This window comes from Mycobacterium sp. IDUB_19 (assembly GCF_055419445.1).
Genome location: NZ_JBVAXR010000001.1, coordinates 115,214 through 134,546, shown reverse-complemented (window position 1 = coordinate 134,546; position 19,333 = coordinate 115,214). Strand labels below are relative to the sequence as shown.

At 67.1% G+C, this 19,333-nt stretch carries 1 protein-coding gene (only partly in view); it reads left to right on the top strand.

The window, feature by feature from the left end:
• Positions 1 to 19,333, top strand: partial view of a non-ribosomal peptide synthase/polyketide synthase gene (locus ACZY0B_RS00580; protein WP_463761990.1) — the 3' portion only. 11,867 nt of this gene lie to the left of the window's left edge; only the last 19,333 of its 31,200 coding nucleotides appear in the window; its start codon lies off the left edge, out of view; the stop codon is at positions 19,331 to 19,333.

Sequence of the window (19,333 nt, the reverse complement as noted above, 5' to 3'; positions counted from 1 at the left end):
TACCGCCCGAATGGATCTGTCGTTCTCGCTGACCGAACGCTGGACCCAAAGCGGTCAGCCCGGCGGGATATCCGGGACGGTTGAGTACCGCACCGATGTGTTCGACGCCCGAACCGTCGAGGCACTGATCGGTCGGCTGCAGCGGGTACTGGCGGCCATGACCACCGATGCGACGCTGCGGCTTTCCTCGATCCAACTGTTGGGCGCCGACGAGATCGCGCGGCTGGATATTCTGAGCAACCGCGCGATGTTGGCGCTGCCCGCTCCGGTAGCGGTGTCGGTCCCGGAGTTGTTCGGCGAGCACGTGCGGCGAACCCCGGACGCGGTGGCGGTGACTTTCGAGGGCGGCACGCTGAGCTATCGGGAACTCGATCAGGCCGCCAACCGGCTGGCCCATCTGTTGGCCGGTCGCGGCGCCGGCCCGGGACAGTCAGTGGCGCTGCTGTTTTCGCGGTCATCCGAAGCGATCACCGCGATGCTGGCGGTACTCAAATCCGGTGCGGCGTATCTGCCGATTGACCCGGCCCATCCCGACGCCCGCATCGAGTTCATGCTCGCCGACGCCGCACCGATCGCTACACTGACCACCGCCGAACTGCGGTCGCGACTGGACGGGTACGACCTGGCAGTCATCGATATCAACGACCCGGCCGTCGGCGACCAGCCCGCGAACCCACCCCCGGCGCCGGCACCCGACGATCTCGCGTACCTGATTTACACCTCGGGCACCACTGGCGTTCCCAAAGGCGTTGCGGTCACCCACCGCAACCTGGCCCACCTGGCGGTGTCAACGCCGACCCAGCTGTCGGTGACGCAGGTGTGGACACAGTGCCACTCCTATGGCTTCGACTTCTCGGTGTGGGAAATCTGGGCCGCCCTGCTCGGCGGCGGACGCCTGGTCGTCGTCTCCGAATCGGTGACCACCTCACCGGAGGATTTCCACGCCCTGCTCATCGCCGAACACGTCAACGTGCTCACCCAAACCCCCTCGGCTGCAGCAGCATTGACGCCGGACGGATTGGAATCCATCGCGTTGTTGCTCGGCGGGGAGACTTGCCTCGCCGACGTGGTCGACCAGTGGGCACCCGGCCGGGTGGTGGTCAACGCCTACGGCCCCACCGAAGGCACGGTGTACGCCTCCATGAGCTTGCCGTTGGAAGCGGGGTCGGGAGCCGCGCCCATCGGCGCACCCGTGGCCACCGCGGCCCTGTTCGTCCTGGACCCCTGGCTACGCCCGGTACCGGCGGGGGTGGTCGGTGAGTTGTACATCGCAGGTGCCGGAGTGGCGTGCGGATATCTCGGCCAGGCCGAATTGACCGCGTCGCGGTTTATCGCCTGTCCGTACGGCGAACCCGGCACCCGGATGTATCGCAGCGGGGATCTGGTCCGCTGGCGCCCCGACGGGCAACTCGATTACCTCGGCCGTGCCGACGAACAAGTCAAGATCCGTGGTTACCGCATCGAACTCGGCGAAATCCAAACAGTGCTCGCCGGTTTGGATGGCGTGGAGCAAGCCGTCGTCATCACCCGCGACGACCGCGCTGCCACCCGCCTTGTCGCCTACATCACCGGCGCCGCCGACCCCACTCAGATACGTGCTCGGCTGGCCGAGCAGCTCCCGGCCTACATGGTCCCGTCTGCCGTGGTGGTCCTCGACGAGCTACCGCTGACCGTCAACGGGAAACTCGATACTCGCGCCTTGCCCGCCCCCGACTACCACGACGCCGATCACTACCGCGCCCCCACCGATGCCATCGAAGAAATCCTGGCCGGCATCTACGCCCAGGTCCTCGGCCTCGAACAGGTCGGCGTCGACGACTCATTCTTCGACCTTGGCGGCGACAGCATCTTGTCGATGCAAGTAGTCGCGCGAGCGCGAGCGGCCGGCGTATTGTGCCGTCCGCGTGATATTTTCGTCGAGCAGACCGTCGCCCGACTGGCCGGCGTGGCCAGCGTGGTCATCGGTGACAGCGACGTGGTCGATGAGGGCATCGGAGCGGTGCTGGCCACACCGATCATGCGCTGGCTGCAGAACGTGGACGGCCCCATCGAGCAGTTCAACCAGACGATCGTGGTGCAAGCACCAGCCGCGACGACCGAGGCTGATGTGGCGGTCATGTTGCAGGCCTTGCTGGATCGGCACGCCATGCTGCGGTTGCGTGTCGACATCGACGGCACCGGGGCCTGGTCGCTGCAGGCGCCCGAGGCCGGGGCGGTCGATGCGCAAAGCTGCCTTCAATCCGTGGCAGTGTGCTCCGACGAGGCGCTTGCGAGAGCCCGCGCCCGGTTGAACCCGGCGGCGGGGGCGATGGTGAGCGCGCTCTGGGTTAGCTCGACGTCCCGGTTGGTGTTGATCATTCACCATTTGGCCGTCGACGGGGTGTCGTGGCGAATTCTGTTGGAGGACCTCAATATCGCCTGGGCCCAGCATCGCAGCGGACACCCGGTGATGCCGCCGGCTCAAGGAACCTCGTTTGCCCGGTGGTCGTCGCTGCTCGACGAATACGCCCGCACCCCGGAAGTCCTGGCCCAGGCCGAGGCATGGCGTGAAGTGGCGGCGGCACCGGCCGCACTGCCCGCACCTCAGCCCGAGACGGATACCTACGCCAGTGCGGGACAGATATCGGCGGAATTGGATGTCGAGACAACCCGCATGCTGCTGGGTGAGGTGCCGGCAGCGTTTCACGCTGGGGTGCAAGACATTCTGTTGATCGCATTCGGGTTGGCGTGGGCCGAGTTCTTGGGCACCGGCTCACCGATCGGCATCGACGTCGAAGGCCACGGCCGCCATGACGAGCTGGCTGCCCACGTCGACCTGTCGCGCACCGTGGGCTGGTTCACCACCAAATACCCCGTGGCGCTGCGCGTTACCGGGCTGAACTGGGCACAGGTGCTCGGGGGTGAGGCTGCGCTGGGCGCGGCGGTGAAGGACGCCAAAGAGCAACTGCGCGCGCTGCCCGACGGCCTCAGCTACGGGCTGCTGCGCTATCTCAACTCCGAGGTGGACCTGACCGGGGCCGACCCCACGATCGGCTTCAACTACCTCGGGCGACTCGGCGCTGGTGCCGCCGCGCTGTCCGACGATCTGTGGCGGGTCAGCCCGGATGGCGTGTCGGTCGCAGCCGCGGCCTCCGCGATCCCCATGCCATTGGGGCACACGGTAGAACTCAACGCCGGCACCATCGACGCCGAGACCGGCCCACACCTACAGGCGACGTGGACATGGGCGACTTCGGCGCTCGACGATAAGCAGGTCAGCCGCCTGAGCACACTGTGGTTTGAGGCTTTGGCCGGGATCTGCGCGCACGTGCGCGGTGGTGGTGGCGGTCTGACTCCGTCGGACATCCTCCCGGCCCGCCTGAACCAGCGGCAGATTGACGAGCTGTGCCGGCACCAACGTATCGCCGATATCCTGCCGCTCACCCCACTGCAGCAGGGCCTGTTGTTCCACGCCAGCACCGCCAACGGCAATGCCGACGACCTGTACGCGATGCAGCTGGATATCACCATCAGCGGTCCGCTGGATCCAGACCGGCTGCGTGAAGCCGTGCACACCGTGATCATCCGCCATCCCAACCTGACCGCGCGGTTCTGCCGACAGTTCGACGAGCCGGTTCAGATCATGCTCGCCGATCCCGTTGCGCCCTGGCGGTATTGCGAATTGGACTCCGAGGAACAGATTCAGCAGGTTTGCGCGGCCGAACGCGCCGCGGTCTGCGATCTCACCGTCCCGCCGGCCTTCCGGGTGGCGTTGATCCGCACCGCCGAAGACCTGCATCGGTGCGTGCTGACGAATCACCACATCGTGCTGGACGGCTGGTCACTGCCGATCCTGGCGCAAGAGATCTTCGCCAGCTACTACGGGCAGCGACTACCCGCGGCCGGGTCCTACCGCAGGTTCATCACCTGGCTGGCCGAACGAGACGTCGACGCCGCCGAGACGGCCTGGCGTAAGGCGTTGGCCGGCTTTGACTCCCCCACCCTGGTGGGCCCGCCCGGCCGCGCAGAGCCCGGACGACGCGGCGTCGCCACCTCTTCGATGTCAGCGCAGACAACCCGGGCCCTGGGTGAATTGGCGCGCGCACATCACACCACCGTCAACACCGTCTTGCAGGCCGGCTGGGCGCAGCTGCTGATGTGGCTGACCGGCCAGCACGACATCGCTTTCGGCACCGCGGTTTCCGGACGGCCGGCGGAGCTGGCCGGCGCAGACTCGATGGTGGGCCTGTTGATCAATACCGTGCCGGTCCGGGCTGTCAGCACCGCAGCCACGACGACCGCCGACTTACTCGATCAGCTGCACCGGGCCAACAACCACACCTTCGAACATCAGCACCTGGCGCTCACCGAAATCCACCGCGCCACCGGACATGACCAACTATTCGACACCCTGTTCGTCTACGAGAACTACCCGATCGACACGTCCACCGTGCTCACCGACGGTTTGTCCATCACCGCGATAGCCGCCCGCGAGTACAACCACTACCCGCTCACGCTGCAGGCCATGCCCGGTGACGAACTCGGGCTTCGCGTCGAATACGACAGCGACCTGTTCGACGCCAAAACCATTGAGGCGCTGATCGGGCGCCTACACCGGGTGCTGGTAACCATGGCCACCGATGCGGCACAACGGCTTTCCTCAATCCAGCTACTGGATGCCGACGAGCAAGCCCGTCTCGACGAGATCGGGAACCGGGAGGTGCTGACCCTACCCGCCCCGGCCGCGGTGTCGGTTCCGGAGTTGTTCGCCGCGCAAGTCGCGCGCGCTCCCGAAGCGGTAGCGGTGAGCTTTGCGGGCCGGTCGCTCACCTACCGCCAGCTCGACGAGGCGGCCAACCGAATGGCACATCTGTTGGCCGAGCAGGGGGCCGGTCCGGGACAGTCGGTAGCGCTGCTGTTTTCACGCTCGGCCGAGGCCATCGTCGCGATGCTTGCGGTGCTCAAGTCCGGGGCGGCCTATCTGGCGATCGACCCGGCCCACCCCGACACTCGGATCGGGTTCACGCTCGCCGATGCCGCGCCGGTTGTCGCGCTTACCACCGCGGAGCTGCGCCCGCGGCTGCACGGGTACGACCTACGGATCATCGACGTCAATGACCCCGCCATCGGCGGCCAACCCGCCGACTCACCACCGGCACCAAGCCCGGACGATATTGCGTACCTGATTTACACCTCGGGTACCACTGGCGTTCCCAAAGGCGTTGCGGTCAGCCATCGCAACCTGGCCCACCTGGCGGCATCAACACCCATCGACCTGCCCGTCGCGCAGGTGTGGACGCAGTGCCACTCCTATGGCTTCGACTTCTCGGTGTGGGAGATCTGGGCCGCGCTACTCGGCGGCGGCCGCCTGGTGGTGGTCCCCGAACCGGTGGCGAGCTCACCGCAGGACTTCCACGCCCTGCTCGTCGCCGAACGCGTCAATGTGTTGACCCAAACACCCTCGGCCGCGGCCACATTGACTGCGCAGGGTCTGGAATCGGTCGCCGTGCTGCTGGGCGGGGAGGCTTGTTCCGCCGAAGTGGTCGACCAGTGGGCGCCGGGACGCGTGGTGATCAATGCCTACGGCCCCACCGAAGCGACCGTGTACGCATCGATGAGTGCGCCGCTGGCGCCGGGCACGGCCGTGGTGCCGATCGGCGCGCCGGTATCGACCGCGGCGCTGTTTGTCCTCGACGGCTGGCTGCGCCCGGTGCCGGCCGGGGTGGTCGGTGAGTTGTATGTGGCCGGCGCGGGAGTGGCGTGCGGATACCTCGGCCGCCCCGAACTCACCGCACCGCGGTTCGTCGCCTGCCCCTACGGCGAACCGGGCACCCGGATGTATCGCACCGGCGACCTGGTGCGCTGGCGTCCCGACGGCCAACTTGACTATCTCGGCCGCGCCGATGAGCAAGTCAAGATCCGCGGCTACCGCATCGAGCTCGGCGAAATCCAAACGGCGCTTGCTGATTTGGACGGTGTCGATCAGGCCGTCGTCGTCAGCCGCGAGGACCGCCCCGGTGCCACACGTCTGGTCGGCTACATCACCGGGACCGCGGACCCGGCCGCACTGCGCAGCGCGCTGGCCGAGCGCCTGCCGTCTTACATGGTGCCGGCCGCGCTGGTGTTGTTGGAGGCACTGCCGCTGACACCTAACGGGAAGCTCGACACCCGCGCGCTGCCCGCGCCCGAATACCAAGGCGTCGCTGCGGATTACCGCGCCCCGGCCAGCGCTATCGAGGAGATCCTCGCCGGCATCTATGCCCAGGTCCTCGGTGCCGACCGGGTCGGCGTCGACGACTCGTTCTTCGACCTCGGTGGCGACTCGCTCTCCGCGATGCGCCTGATCGCCGTGATCAACTCGGGGCTCGACCCGGGTCTGCAAGTGCACACCCTGTTCGACGCACCGACGATCGCCCGGTTGGCTCCCCGCATCGGCTCGGGCCGAGGGTGGCTGGAACCGCTGGCGGCCGGGGCGCGACCGACGGTAGTTCCGTTGTCGTTTGCCCAATCGCGGCTCTGGTTCCTGGATCAGTTGCAGGGGCCGTCCCCCGTCTACAACATGGCGGTCGCGTTGCGGCTCTTCGGCCGCCTCGATGTCGATGCACTGGATGCCGCGCTCGGTGATGTGATCGCGCGCCATGAGAGCTTGCGGACACTGGTCGTGGCGCCCGACGGCATCCCCCAACAAGTGGTGCTGGCTGCTGATCGGGCGAACTTCGGCTGGCGAGTCGTCGATTCCAGCGGCTGGAGCGCGGCGAAGCGGAACCAGGCGATCGAAGCCGCGGCGCGCTACACGTTCGACCTGACCGCCGAGATACCCTTGCGGGCAACGCTTTTCCGTCTTAGTGCCGACGAGCACGTGCTCGTCGGCGTGGTGCACCACATTGCCGCCGACGGTTCGTCGGTCGCCCCGCTGGTGCGCGATCTGAGCGAGGCATATGCTGCCCGGCGCGTGGGCGAACCACCGCGTTGGGCACAGTTGCCGGTGCAGTACGCCGACTACACACTGTGGCAGCACGCCCAGTTCGGGCGTCTCGACGACCCGGACAGCCCGATCGCGGCCCAGCTGTCCTACTGGGAAGAAGCCCTGGCTGGAATGCCGAAGCGCCTAACGCTTCCCACCGATCGGCCTTACCCGCCGGTAGCCGATCAGCACGGCGCCACTTTCGAGGTCCAGTGGTCGGCTGAATTGCAGCAGCGGGTGCACCAACTGGCCCGCGAGCACAATGCGACGAGCTTCATGGTGGTCCAGGCCGCTTTGGCCGTGCTGCTATCGGCGATCAGCGCGAATTCGGATGTAGCCGTGGGCTTCCCGATCGCCGGGCGCCGCGACGCCGCCCTCGACGAGCTGGTGGGCTTCTTCGTCAACACCCTGGTGCTGCGCGTCGAGGTGGACGGCGACCCGACCGTGGCCGAGCTGCTGGCCCAGGTCCGCGGGCGCAGCCTCGCCGCCTACGAACACCAAGACGTGCCCTTCGAAGTCCTTGTCGATCGCCTCAACCCGGCCCGAAGCCTGAAGCATCACCCGCTCGTCCAAGTGATGTTGGGCTGGCAGAGCCTGCACGACGAGCACCCCGCCTCCGGGTTGGCATTGGGCGATGTCCGGGTGGACCCGTTGCCGGTCGATACCCACACCGCCCGAATGGACCTGGCGTTTTCACTGATTGAGCGCTGGACCCGGACCGGCGAGCCGGTGGGAATCTCCGGGACGGTGGAGTACCGCACCGACGTGTTCGATGCCGGCAGCATCCACACTCTGGTCCAGCGGTTCGAGCGGGTGCTCGAAGCCATCACCGCCGACGCCGCCCGCCGGTTTTCCTCGATCCGACTGTTGGACGCCGATGAGCAGGCGCATCTCGACGAAATCGGTAACCGCGCTGTCTTGACCCGGCCCACACCCGCCGCGGTGTCGGTCCCCGCGCTATTCGCCGAACACGTGGCCCGGGCGCCCCAGACGGTGGCGATCACCTTCGACGGCCACTCACTGACGTATCGCGGCCTCGACGACGCGTCGAACCGGTTGGCGCACATGCTGACTGCTCGCGGTGTGCAACCGGGCCATTGTGTGGCACTACTGCTGGAGCGCTCGGCCGAAGCTGTCGTCGCGATGCTGGCGGCGCTGAAGACGGGGGCGGCCTACCTCGCCATCGACCCCGCGCTGCCCGACGCGCGGATCGGCTTCATGCTCACCGATGCCGCGCCGGTCGTCGCGATCACCACCACGGAGCTGCGTGTCCGGCTAGCCGGACACGATCTGGCGGTCATCGATATCGACGACCCCGCCGTCGACGCCCAGCCCAGCACGTCGCTACCGGCGCCGTCGGCCGAGGACATCGCCTACCTCGTTTACACGTCGGGTACCACCGGCACACCCAAGGGCGTGGCCGTCACGCACGGCAATCTTGCCCACTTGGCGCACTCGACGCCCGAACAGCTGCCGGCCGCGCAGGTGTGGACGCAGTGCCACTCGTATGCTTTCGACTTCTCGGTGTGGGAGATCTGGGCCGCGCTGCTCGGCGGCGGGCGACTCGTGGTGGTGCCCGAGTCGGTGGCGACCTCACCCGACGACTTCCACGCCCTGCTGGTCGCCGAACAAGTCAACGTTCTCACCCAAACCCCCACCGCCGTAGCGGTATTGGCTCCGCAGCAATTGGAGTCGACCGCGCTGCTGCTCGGTGGGGAGCCCTGCCCGGCCGAGGTGGTGGAGCAATGGGCGCAAGGCCGCGTGGTGATCAACGCCTACGGCCCCAGCGAGGCCACCGTGTATGCGTCGATGAGCGCACCGTTGACACCGGGCACGGCCGTGGTGCCGATCGGTGCGCCGGTGCCGACCACGGCGCTGTTTGTCCTCGATGCGTGGTTGCGCCCGGTGCCCACCGGCGTGGTCGGTGAGCTGTATATCGCCGGTGCCGGAGTCGCGTACGGATACCTCGGCCGGGCCGAACTGACGGCGTCGCGATTTGTCGCCTGCCCGGCCGGCGCGCCAGGATCGCGGATGTATCGCACCGGGGACCTGGTGCGCTGGCGGGCCGACGGGCAACTCGACTACCTCGGACGTGCCGACGAGCAGGTCAAAATTCGCGGCTACCGCATCGAGCTCGGCGAAATCCGCTCGGCTTTAGCCGGTTTGGATGGCGTGGATCAAGCCGTGGTGGTCACCCGCGAGGACCGCCCCGGCGCTACTCGCCTGGTCGGCTACATCACCGGAACCGCCGATCCCGCACGGGCACGCGCGGCGCTGGCCGACCGGCTGCCCCCGTACATGGTTCCGTCGACGGTGATGCGGATCGACGCGCTTCCGCTGACGGTCAACGGGAAGCTCGACACCCGTGCCTTGCCCGCGCCCGAATACCGCGACGTCGACCGGTACCGCGCCCCGGGTACTGCGGCCGAGGGGATCCTGGCCGGGATCTACGCCGACGTTCTCGGCCTAGAGCGAGTCGGGGTCGACGACTCCTTCTTCGATTTGGGCGGGGACAGCATTTTGTCGATGCAAGTCGTGGCCCGAGCGCGGGCGGTCGGCGTGTTGTGCCGTCCGCGTGACATTTTCGTCGAGCAGACCGTGGCCCGGCTGGCTCTGGTAGTGACCGTCGCCTCGGGTGACATCGACGTTGTAGACGAGGGCATCGGCCCGGTCACAGCCACCCCGATCATGGGCTGGCTACAGAACATCGAGGGCCCGGTCGAGCAGTTCAACCAGACAATGGTGGTCCAGGCGCCCCTCGGTGTGACCGAGGACGACGTGGTGGTGGTTCTGCAGGCATTGCTGGATCGGCATGCCATGCTGCGGCTGCGTCTCGACGACGATTGGTCGCTACGGGTGCCCGAGGTCGGCACGACGGATGCCCGCGAGTGCCTGAACACCGTCGACAACCTGACCGACGAAACACTGAAGCAGGCGCGGGCGCGGTTGAACCCGGCGAACGGGACGATGCTGAGCGCGGTGTGGGCTACCTCCACCCGTCAGCTCATGTTGATCATCCACCACCTGGCTGTCGACGCGGTTTCGTGGCGAATCCTGTTCGAAGACCTCAACATCGCCTGGGGTCAGCATCACAACGGGCAGCCCGTCGCGCTGCCCGCGGGCGGCACGTCGTTTGCCCGGTGGTCGTCACTGTTGGCCGACCACGCCCGCGCCGCGGAGGTCGTCGGCGACGCCGACGCGTGGCGGCAGGTGGCGTGCGTGCCGAGCGCGCTGCCCGCGCCCCAACCCGATCTCGACACTTACGCCAGTGCCGGGCAGCTGTCGGTGCAGCTGAACGCCGAAACCACCCGGATGCTGCTGGGCGAGGTGCCCGCGGCGTTTCATGCCGGCGTGCAAGACATTCTGTTGATCGCGTTCGGATTGGCCTGGGCAGAATTCTTGGGCACCGGCTCACCGATCGGCATCGACGTCGAAGGCCACGGCCGCCATGACGAGCTGGCTCCCCACGTCGACCTGTCGCGCACCGTGGGGTGGTTCACCACCAAATACCCGGTGGCCCTGAGTGTTACCGGACTGAACTGGGCCCTGGTGGTCGCCGGCGACTCCGCTCTTGGCGCAGCGGTGAAAGACGCCAAAGAGCAACTGCGCGCGCTGCCCGACGGCCTCGGCTACGGGCTGCTGCGTTACCTCAACCCCGAGGTGGATCTGACCGGGGCCGACCCGGCGATCGGGTTCAACTACCTCGGACGAGTCGGTGGCGCGGCAGAGCTCTCCGACGAGCTGTGGCAGATCAGCCAGGACGGTCTCGCGTTGGCGACGGAATCCTCCGCGATTCCAATGCCGCTGGGACACACTGTCGAACTCAACGCCAGCACACTGGAAACCGACGCCGGTCCGCAGCTGCACGCCACGTGGACCTGGGCGTCCTCGATAATCGACGGCACCGCGATCAGCCGGCTCGGCGAACTGTGGTTTGACGCCCTCGCGGGAATCTGCGCTCACGTCCAGCGGGGCGGCGGCGGTCTCACCCCGTCGGATATCGTGCCGGCCCAGCTGAACCAGCAGCAGATCGATGAGCTGTGCCAGGGTGACCGCATCGCCGATATCCTGCCGCTCACTCCGCTGCAACAGGGACTGTTGTTCCACGCCAACACAATCCACGGCAACACCGACGACGTCTACGCGATGCAGCTGGACATCACCATCACCGGACCGCTGGACCCCGACAGGCTGCGCAGCGCCGTGCACACCGTGGTGAGCCGCCATCCCAACCTGGCCGCCCGATTCTGCCGGCAGTTCGACCAGCCGATCCAGGTCATTCCGGCCGATCCCGAGCCGGCATGGCAATACATCGAGCTCGGTGAGGATGCTCAACGGGTCGAGGGGGTGTCCGCCGACGAACGTGCAGCGGTCTGCGATCTGACTGAGCCGCCGGCGTTCCGGGTCGCGTTGCTCCGCACCGCCAAAGAGCGCCACCGGCTGGTGCTGACCAACCACCACATCGTGCTCGACGGCTGGTCGCTGCCGATCCTGGCGCAGGAAATCTTCGCCAGCTACTTCGGGCAGCGGCTCCCCGCGCCCACGCCCTATCGCCGATTTATCGGCTGGCTGGCCGAACGAGACCTCGATGCCGCCCACGCGGCTTGGCGAGACGCGTTTGCGGGCTTTGAAACTCCCACCCTGGTTGGCCCACCGGCCCGGATTGTGTTGGGACGCAGAGCAGTGCAAACATCTCGTGTCAGCGAGCAGACAACGCGGGCGCTCAGCGAGCTGGCTCGCGCACACCACACCACCGTCAATACCGTGTTGCAGGTCGGCTGGGCGCAGCTGCTGATGTGGCTGACCGGCCAGCATGACGTCGCCTTCGGCACTGCGGTCTCCGGCCGGCCCACCGAGGTTCCCGGCGCGGATGCGATGGTGGGCCTGCTGATCAACACCGTGCCGGTGCGAGCCAACTGCGCACCACTGACCACGACCGCCGACCTACTAGACCAACTGCACCGCGCCAACAACTACACCCTCGACCACCAGCATCTGGCGCTATCCGAGATCCACCGTGTCACGGGCCACGACCAACTCTTCGACACGCTGTTCGTTTTCGAGAACTACCCCGTCGACGCCGCCAACCTGGTCGGGGTCGACGGGTTGGCCATCGGCGAGATGACCGCCCGCGAGTACAACCACTACCCGCTGACCCTGCAAGCCATGCCCGGCAGTGAGCTCGGCCTGCGGGTCGAATACAGCACCGACGTCTTCGCCGCCGACAGTATCGACACACTGCTCGATCAGCTGCAGGACGTGCTCCTGGCCATGGTCACCGACCCCACCCGCAGGTTGTCGTCGATTCAGCTGTTGGACGCCGACGAGCAGGCCCTGATGGATGTGGTGGGTAACCGCGCGGTGCTGACCCGACGCGCGGCTTCGGCGGTGTCTATCCCGGAGTTGTTCGCCGAACATGTGCAGCGCGACCCGGACGCGGTGGCGGTGAGCTTCGAAGGGCGCTCGCACAGCTACCGGGAGCTCGATGAGGCCGCCAACCGGTTGGCTCACCTGCTCGCCGGCCACGGCGCTGGCACAGGACATGCTGTGGCACTGTTGTTTTCGCGCTCGGCCGAGGCCATCGTCGCGATGCTCGCGGTGTTGAAGACGGGGGCAGCGTACTTGGCGATCGACCCGGCCCTGCCCGACACGCGGATCGGCTTCATGCTTGCCGACGCCGCCCCGATCGCCGCGCTCACCACCACCGACCTGCGCCCACGGCTGCACGAACACAACATTGCGGTCATCGACATCAACGACCCCGCCGTGCACACCCAGCCCGCCACCGCGCCACCACCACCGTCGCCCGACGACGTCGCGTACCTGATTTACACCTCGGGCACCACCGGTATTCCGAAAGGTGTAGCGGTCACTCATCACAACCTGGCCCACCTGGCCAGTTCCACACCCGCACACCTGCCGCTGGCTCAAGTGTGGACGCAATGCCACTCGTACGGCTTCGACTTCTCGGTGTGGGAGATCTGGGCCGCTCTGCTCGGCGGCGGGCGACTCGTGGTGGTGCCGGAGTCGGTGACTGCCTCACCCGACGAATTCCACAACCTGCTGGTCGACGAAGGCGTCAACGTGTTGACCCAAACTCCATCGGCCGCATCGGCATTGGTGCCACAAAAGTTGGATTCGGTGACGGTGCTGCTGGGCGGGGAGGCCTGCCCCGCCGACGTCGTTGACCAGTGGGCGGACGGCAGGGTGGTAATCAACGCCTACGGCCCCACCGAAGTCACCGTGTACGCCTCGATGAGCGCGCCGCTGAGCGCAGGGTCGGGGGCGGCACCCATCGGCGCGCCGGTTTCGACCGCAGCGCTGTTCGTGCTCGACGGCTGGCTACGCCCGGTGCCCATCGGCGTGGTAGGTGAGTTGTACGTCGCCGGCGAAGGCGTGGCATGCGGGTATCTGGGCCGGTCGGGATTGACGGCATCACGGTTTGTGGCCTGCCCCTATGGCGAACGTGGTGCCCGGATGTACCGCACCGGCGACCTGGTCCGCTGGCATCCCGACGGGCAGCTGGACTATGTCGGGCGCGCCGACGAGCAGGTCAAGATCCGCGGCCACCGCATCGAACTCGGCGAAATCCAAACGGCACTAGCCAGTTTGGACGGCGTCGAACAAGCCGCTGTGATCACCCGCGAAGACGGGGTCGGCACCACCCGGGTGATCGGATATGTCACCGGAACCGCCGACCCCGCCGCGCTACGAAATGCGTTGGCCGACAAGCTCCCCGCCTACATGATTCCCGCCGCCATCGTGACGCTCGAGACCCTGCCGTTGACAACCAACGGCAAACTCGACACTCGCGCCCTGCCGGCACCGGATTATCGCGACGCCGACCACTACCGCGCCCCCGCCAATGCCGTCGAAGAGATCCTGGCCGGGGTCTACGCCCGCGTCCTGGGTATCGAACACGTCGGTACCGACGACTCCTTCTTCGACCTCGGTGGCGACTCCCTCTCAGCGATGCGCCTGATCACCGCCATCAACTCCGCACTGGATGCCGACCTCGAAGTGCACACCCTCTTCGACGCACCCACAATCGCCCAGCTGGCGCCGCGCATCGGCACGGACGAAGCCGGCCGGCGCAAGCCGTTGGTAGCCGGTCCGCGGCCCGCGCTGGTTCCGCTGTCCTTCGCTCAATCCCGGTTATGGTTCCTCTACCGCTTCGAGGGTGGGGTGGCGACCTACAACATGCCGACCGCGTTCCGGATCAGCGGGGCGCTGGATGCCGAGGCGTTGGGCGCGGCCCTCGACGATGTCATCGCCCGCCATGAATCGTTGCGCACGATCTTCGTCGACATCGACGGTGTGCCATACCAGGAAGTGCTACCGGCCGGGCCCGGATTGTGGCGGCGCGGCGGCGACGCGGTGCTGTCGCTGGCGCCGCACCAAATGGTGCCCGACCTGGTGGCGCTGGCGGAATACCGCTTCGATTTGTCGGCTGAGATTCCGATTCGTGCGCAGATCTATTCGGTGGGTCCCGAGGATCATGTCGTTGGGATTGTGGTGCACCACATTGCTTTTGACGGTTGGTCCCTGGCGCCGATGGTCTCCGATATCAGTGCGGCCTATCGGATTCGACGGCAGCGCCAAGACCCACAACAGGCGCCGTTGGCGGTGCAGTATGTCGACTACACGCTGTGGCAGCGCGCCCAGTTCGGTGATCTGGCGGACGTCGACAGCCCGATTGCAGCCCAGCTGGCCTACTGGGAACACGCTCTGGCCGGAATGCCCGAGCGGCTACAGCTGCCCACCGATCGGCCTTACCCGTTGGTTGCCGACTACCGCGGCTACAACGTGCCGCTTCAGTGGCCCGCCGAATTGCAACAGCGCATCCGCGAGGTGGCCCGCGAGCACAACGCAACCAGCTTCATGGTGATCCAGGCCGCTCTGGCGGTGCTGCTGTCAGCGGTCAGCGCCAGTTCCGATGTGGCAGTTGGCTTCCCGATCGCTGGGCGGCGCGACCCCGCACTCGATGAGCTGGTGGGCTTCTTCGTCAACACCCTGGTGCTGCGCGTTGAGGTGGCCGGGGATCCCACCTTCGCCGAGCTACTGGGCCAGGTCCGGCAGCGCAGTCTCGCCGCCTACGAAAACCAGGACGTGCCCTTCGAGGTCCTCGTCGAGCGGATCAACCCCGCTCGCTCCCTGACCCATCACCCGCTGGTCCAGGTGATGCTGGCCTGGCAGAGCGTCCTGGGACACAAAATTGATCCCGCTTCCGGGTTGGCCTTGGATGACGTGCAGGTCACCCCGCTGCCGATGGACACCAACACCGCCCGAATGGATTTGGTGTTCCACCTCGCCGAACATTGGGGCGACACCGGTGAGCCCGCCGGGATCGGCGGGACGGTCGAATATCGCACCGACGTGTTCGAGGCGGCCACCATCAGCGCCCTGATCGAGCGGCTGCACCGGGTGTTGGTCGCCGTCACCAGCAACCCCACCCGTCGACTGTCGTCGACGGATCTCCTCGATGCCGACGAGTACGCGCAGCTCGATCGCTGGGGCAACCGGGAAGTGTTGAGCCAGAACGCATTGCCTGCGGCGTCGATTCCGGCGCGGTGGGCCGAGCAAGTCGCCCTTACCCCGCGGGCTCTGGCCGTGACCTTCGCGGGCCTGTCGGTGACCTACCGGGAACTCGAGGACGACGCGAACCGGTTGGCGCACCTGCTGGCCGCGCACGGAGCAAGCCCCGGACAGTCTGTGGCCCTGCTGTTTACCCGTTCCACCGAGGCGGTCATCGCAATCCTGGCGGTGCTGAAAACCGGGGCGGCCTATCTGGCGATCGACCCGACTCACCCCGACGCGCGGATCGGATTCATGGTGGCCGACGCCAAGCCGGTCGCCGCGATCACCACCGCGGCACTGGCCGACCGGCTGGACGGGTACGGCCTGGCGGTCATCACCGTCGACGATCCCCGCATCCCCGGCTACCCGTGCACCCCAGTGTCGATACCGGCCCCCGATGACATCGCTTACCTGATCTACACCTCGGGCACCACCGGCACTCCCAAGGGTGTAGCCGTCCCGCACCGCAACGTCACCCAGCTACTGGGATCGCTGGATGGTGAGCTGCAGATGGAACAGGTTTGGACACAGTGCCATTCGTTGGCGTTCGACTTCTCGGTCTGGGAGATCTGGGGGGCGCTGCTGTACGGCGGCCGGCTGGTGGTGGTGCCCGAATCGGTGGCCCGCTCGCCCGAGGACTTCCACGCGCTGCTCGCCGCCGAACACGTCGGCGTGCTGAGCCGAACCCCCACGGCGTTTTACGCGCTGCAAACCGCCGATGCGCTACAGCCCGAGCTGGCGCGAGAGCTGAAACTTCAAACGGTGGTGTTCGGCGGCGAAGCCCTTGAGCCACAACGCCTTCGGACTTGGCTGCAGAATCATCCGGGATCGCCACGGCTGATCAACATGTACGGCATCACCGAGACGACGGTGCACGCCTCGTTCCGGGAGCTCGTCGACGGCGACGTCGACAGCAGTGTCAGCCCGATCGGTGGGCCGCTGGCGCATCTCGCGTTCTTCGTGCTGGACAAGTGGTTGCGCCAGGTGCCGACCGGCGTGGTCGGCGAGTTGTATGTGGCCGGCGCCGGGCTGGCGGGCGGCTACGTGCGCCGGCCGGACCTGACCGCATCGAGGTTCCTCGCATGCCCGTTCGCCGATGCGGGAGCGCCTGGACAAAGGATGTATCGCACCGGGGATCTGGTCTCCTGGGGTGCCGACGGGCAGCTCCGGTACGTCGGGCGTGCCGACGAGCAGGTCAAGATCCGCGGCTACCGCATCGAACTCGGTGAAATCGAAAGCGCCCTGCTAGCCTGCCCGCAGGTTACCCAGGCCGTCACCACCGTGCACCACAGCGACGCCGGCGACCACCTGATCGCCTACATCACCGTCGAGCACGAGACCACAGCCGACCACGCCGCCGAAATCGTCGGACAGTGGCAAGGCGTGTACGACGAGCTGTACGACGGCCGCGACGCGGTGCCGCAGTTCGGTGTGGACTTCCGGGGCTGGAACAGCAGCTACACCGGTGAACCGATCCCGCTAGAGGAGATGTTCGAGTGGCGCGCGGCCACGGTGGATCGGATCATGGCCCTGGGCCCGATCCGGGTGCTGGAGATCGGCGCGGGCTCGGGGCTGCTGCTATCGCAGATCGCCCCGCACTGTGAGCACTATGTCGCGACCGACATGTCGGCGGTGGCCGTCGACAATCTCGCCCGCTCGCTGGAGCGGTTGCAGATTTCGTGGCGTGATCGGGTCCAGCTGCTCGCCCGGCCCGCCCACGTCACCGAGGGACTGCCGCTGGGCTACTTCGACACGATCATCGTGAACTCGGTCGTCCAGTACTTCCCCAACGGCGGATACCTGGCCGACCTGATCGACAGCGCCATGGAGCTGCTGGTCCCCGGTGGCGCACTGTTCATCGGCGATGTCCGTAACCACACCCTGCAGGACGCCTTCCAAACCGGAGTTGCGCTCGCGCGCACCACCACTGCCGACGCCGCCGAGATCCGACAACGGGTGCACCGAGCCGTGGTCAGCGAACCCGAATTAATGCTGGCGCCAGACTTTTTCACGGCCTGGGCGGCCGGCCACGGGTCCGCGGCCGGACTCGACATCCAGGTCAAACGCGGGTTGGCCGACAACGAACTCAACCGCTACCGCTACGACGTCGTCATCCGCAAAGCCCCCGCGTCGGTGCGTTCCGTCGCTACCGCACCCACATGGACGTGGACGGAGTGCGCGGGCCTGCTCGGACTGCACGCCCGCTTGGCCTCGCGTCGGCCCGCAGCGATACGCATCACCGAGATCCCGCGCGCCGGACTGGCCACCGACGTCCGCATCGAACAGGCGCTGGCCGAAGGGCTGCCGCTGGCCGACGCGCTCACCCCGCCCGCGGCGGCGCCCGAGACCGTCACGCCCGAACAGCTGCACCGGCTCGGCGAGAACGCCGGTTACCACGTCGCCGTCACCTGGGGCTCCGCCCCCGGCACCCTCGACGCCGTCTTCCTCACCCCCGCCGAGCCCGGCCCCGGGCTGACCGACCTCTACTTGCCCAGCGCCGGAGCGCGCCACCGCGAGGTCCACGCCAACAACCCGAACACCAATATGGAGATCAGCGCGGTCCGCCAGCAGTTGGGCGCGCGATTGCCCGAGTACATGGTGCCGGCGCAGATCGTGGTGCTCGAGGAGTTCCCGTTGACCTCCTCCGGCAAGATCGACAGCAAGGCGCTGCCGGCACCGCTGTTCGCCGCCACGCCGTTCCAGGCCCCGCAAAGCGAGACCGAGCAGGTGATCGCCGGCATCTACGCACAGGTGCTGGGCATCGAGCGGGTCGGGGTCGACGACTCGTTCTTCGACCTCGGCGGCGATTCGCTCTCCGCGATGCGGGTGATCGCGGCGATCAACGCGGCGCTCGACGTTCGCCTCGCGGTGCGCACCATGTTCTACGCCGCGACTGTCCGCAGCCTGAGCGAGCAGTTGGGCGCCCATGACGGCGCGTCGGAGGTGGTCCCGGTCGAGGTCTTCCAGGAGGGCACCGGCGCTCCGCTGTGCTGCATTCACGACGGCCTCGGACTGAGCTGGGCGTATCGGGCCCTGGGTAACTATCTGGATTGCCCGATTATCGGGATCAACCAAATCCCGCAAGACGACGAACCCGAGGCTGCCTCGATTCGCACCATGGCGGCGACCTACGCAGACCGGATCCAAGCCCGCTATCCCGACGGACCGTACAAGATTCTCGGCTGGTCGTTCGGCGGCGTCGTCGCGCACGAACTCGCCGTTGAGCTTCAGCGGCGCGGATGTGTGGTCCAAAGCCTGGTCCTGCTCGACCCGGTATTCAGCGCTCACAAGTTCATCGCGAAGCTGAGTGCCAACCGGGCGGTGGCAAAGAATCATAGGCTCGACGAAAGCCAAGTCCTGGAACACATTCTGCGGACCAACCGTATCGACATTCCAGAGCGGTCCGGGCCCCTCACCTATCGGCAAGCCGAGGAACTGGCTCAGCAGCCGGGGGCCGTCTTCCCGCTTCCGCCCCAGCAGTTGCTGCAGTTCATGGCGCAAAGCGTCACGACGAACCAGCTGCATCTGGCCGAGCACCAACCCGGCGTATTCGACGGCGACATGGTCATCTTCTCCGCGGCCCGAGGGCGAAGCGAGAACGGCAGCGGCCCCCGAGGAAGGTCGCGGTGGCGGGGACAGCGAACCGGGCGGGCAGCCCGGTCCCAGCAACGGGTTTGGCGGCCTTATGTCGCCGGGGAGATCGTCACGTACTCGGTCGACAGCACGCATCTTGAGATGTTGACCGCCGATTCGCTGAGCGCGTACGGCAAACAACTCAAGCTGATGCTGGAAACCAGGGTGACGCCGGGCTGA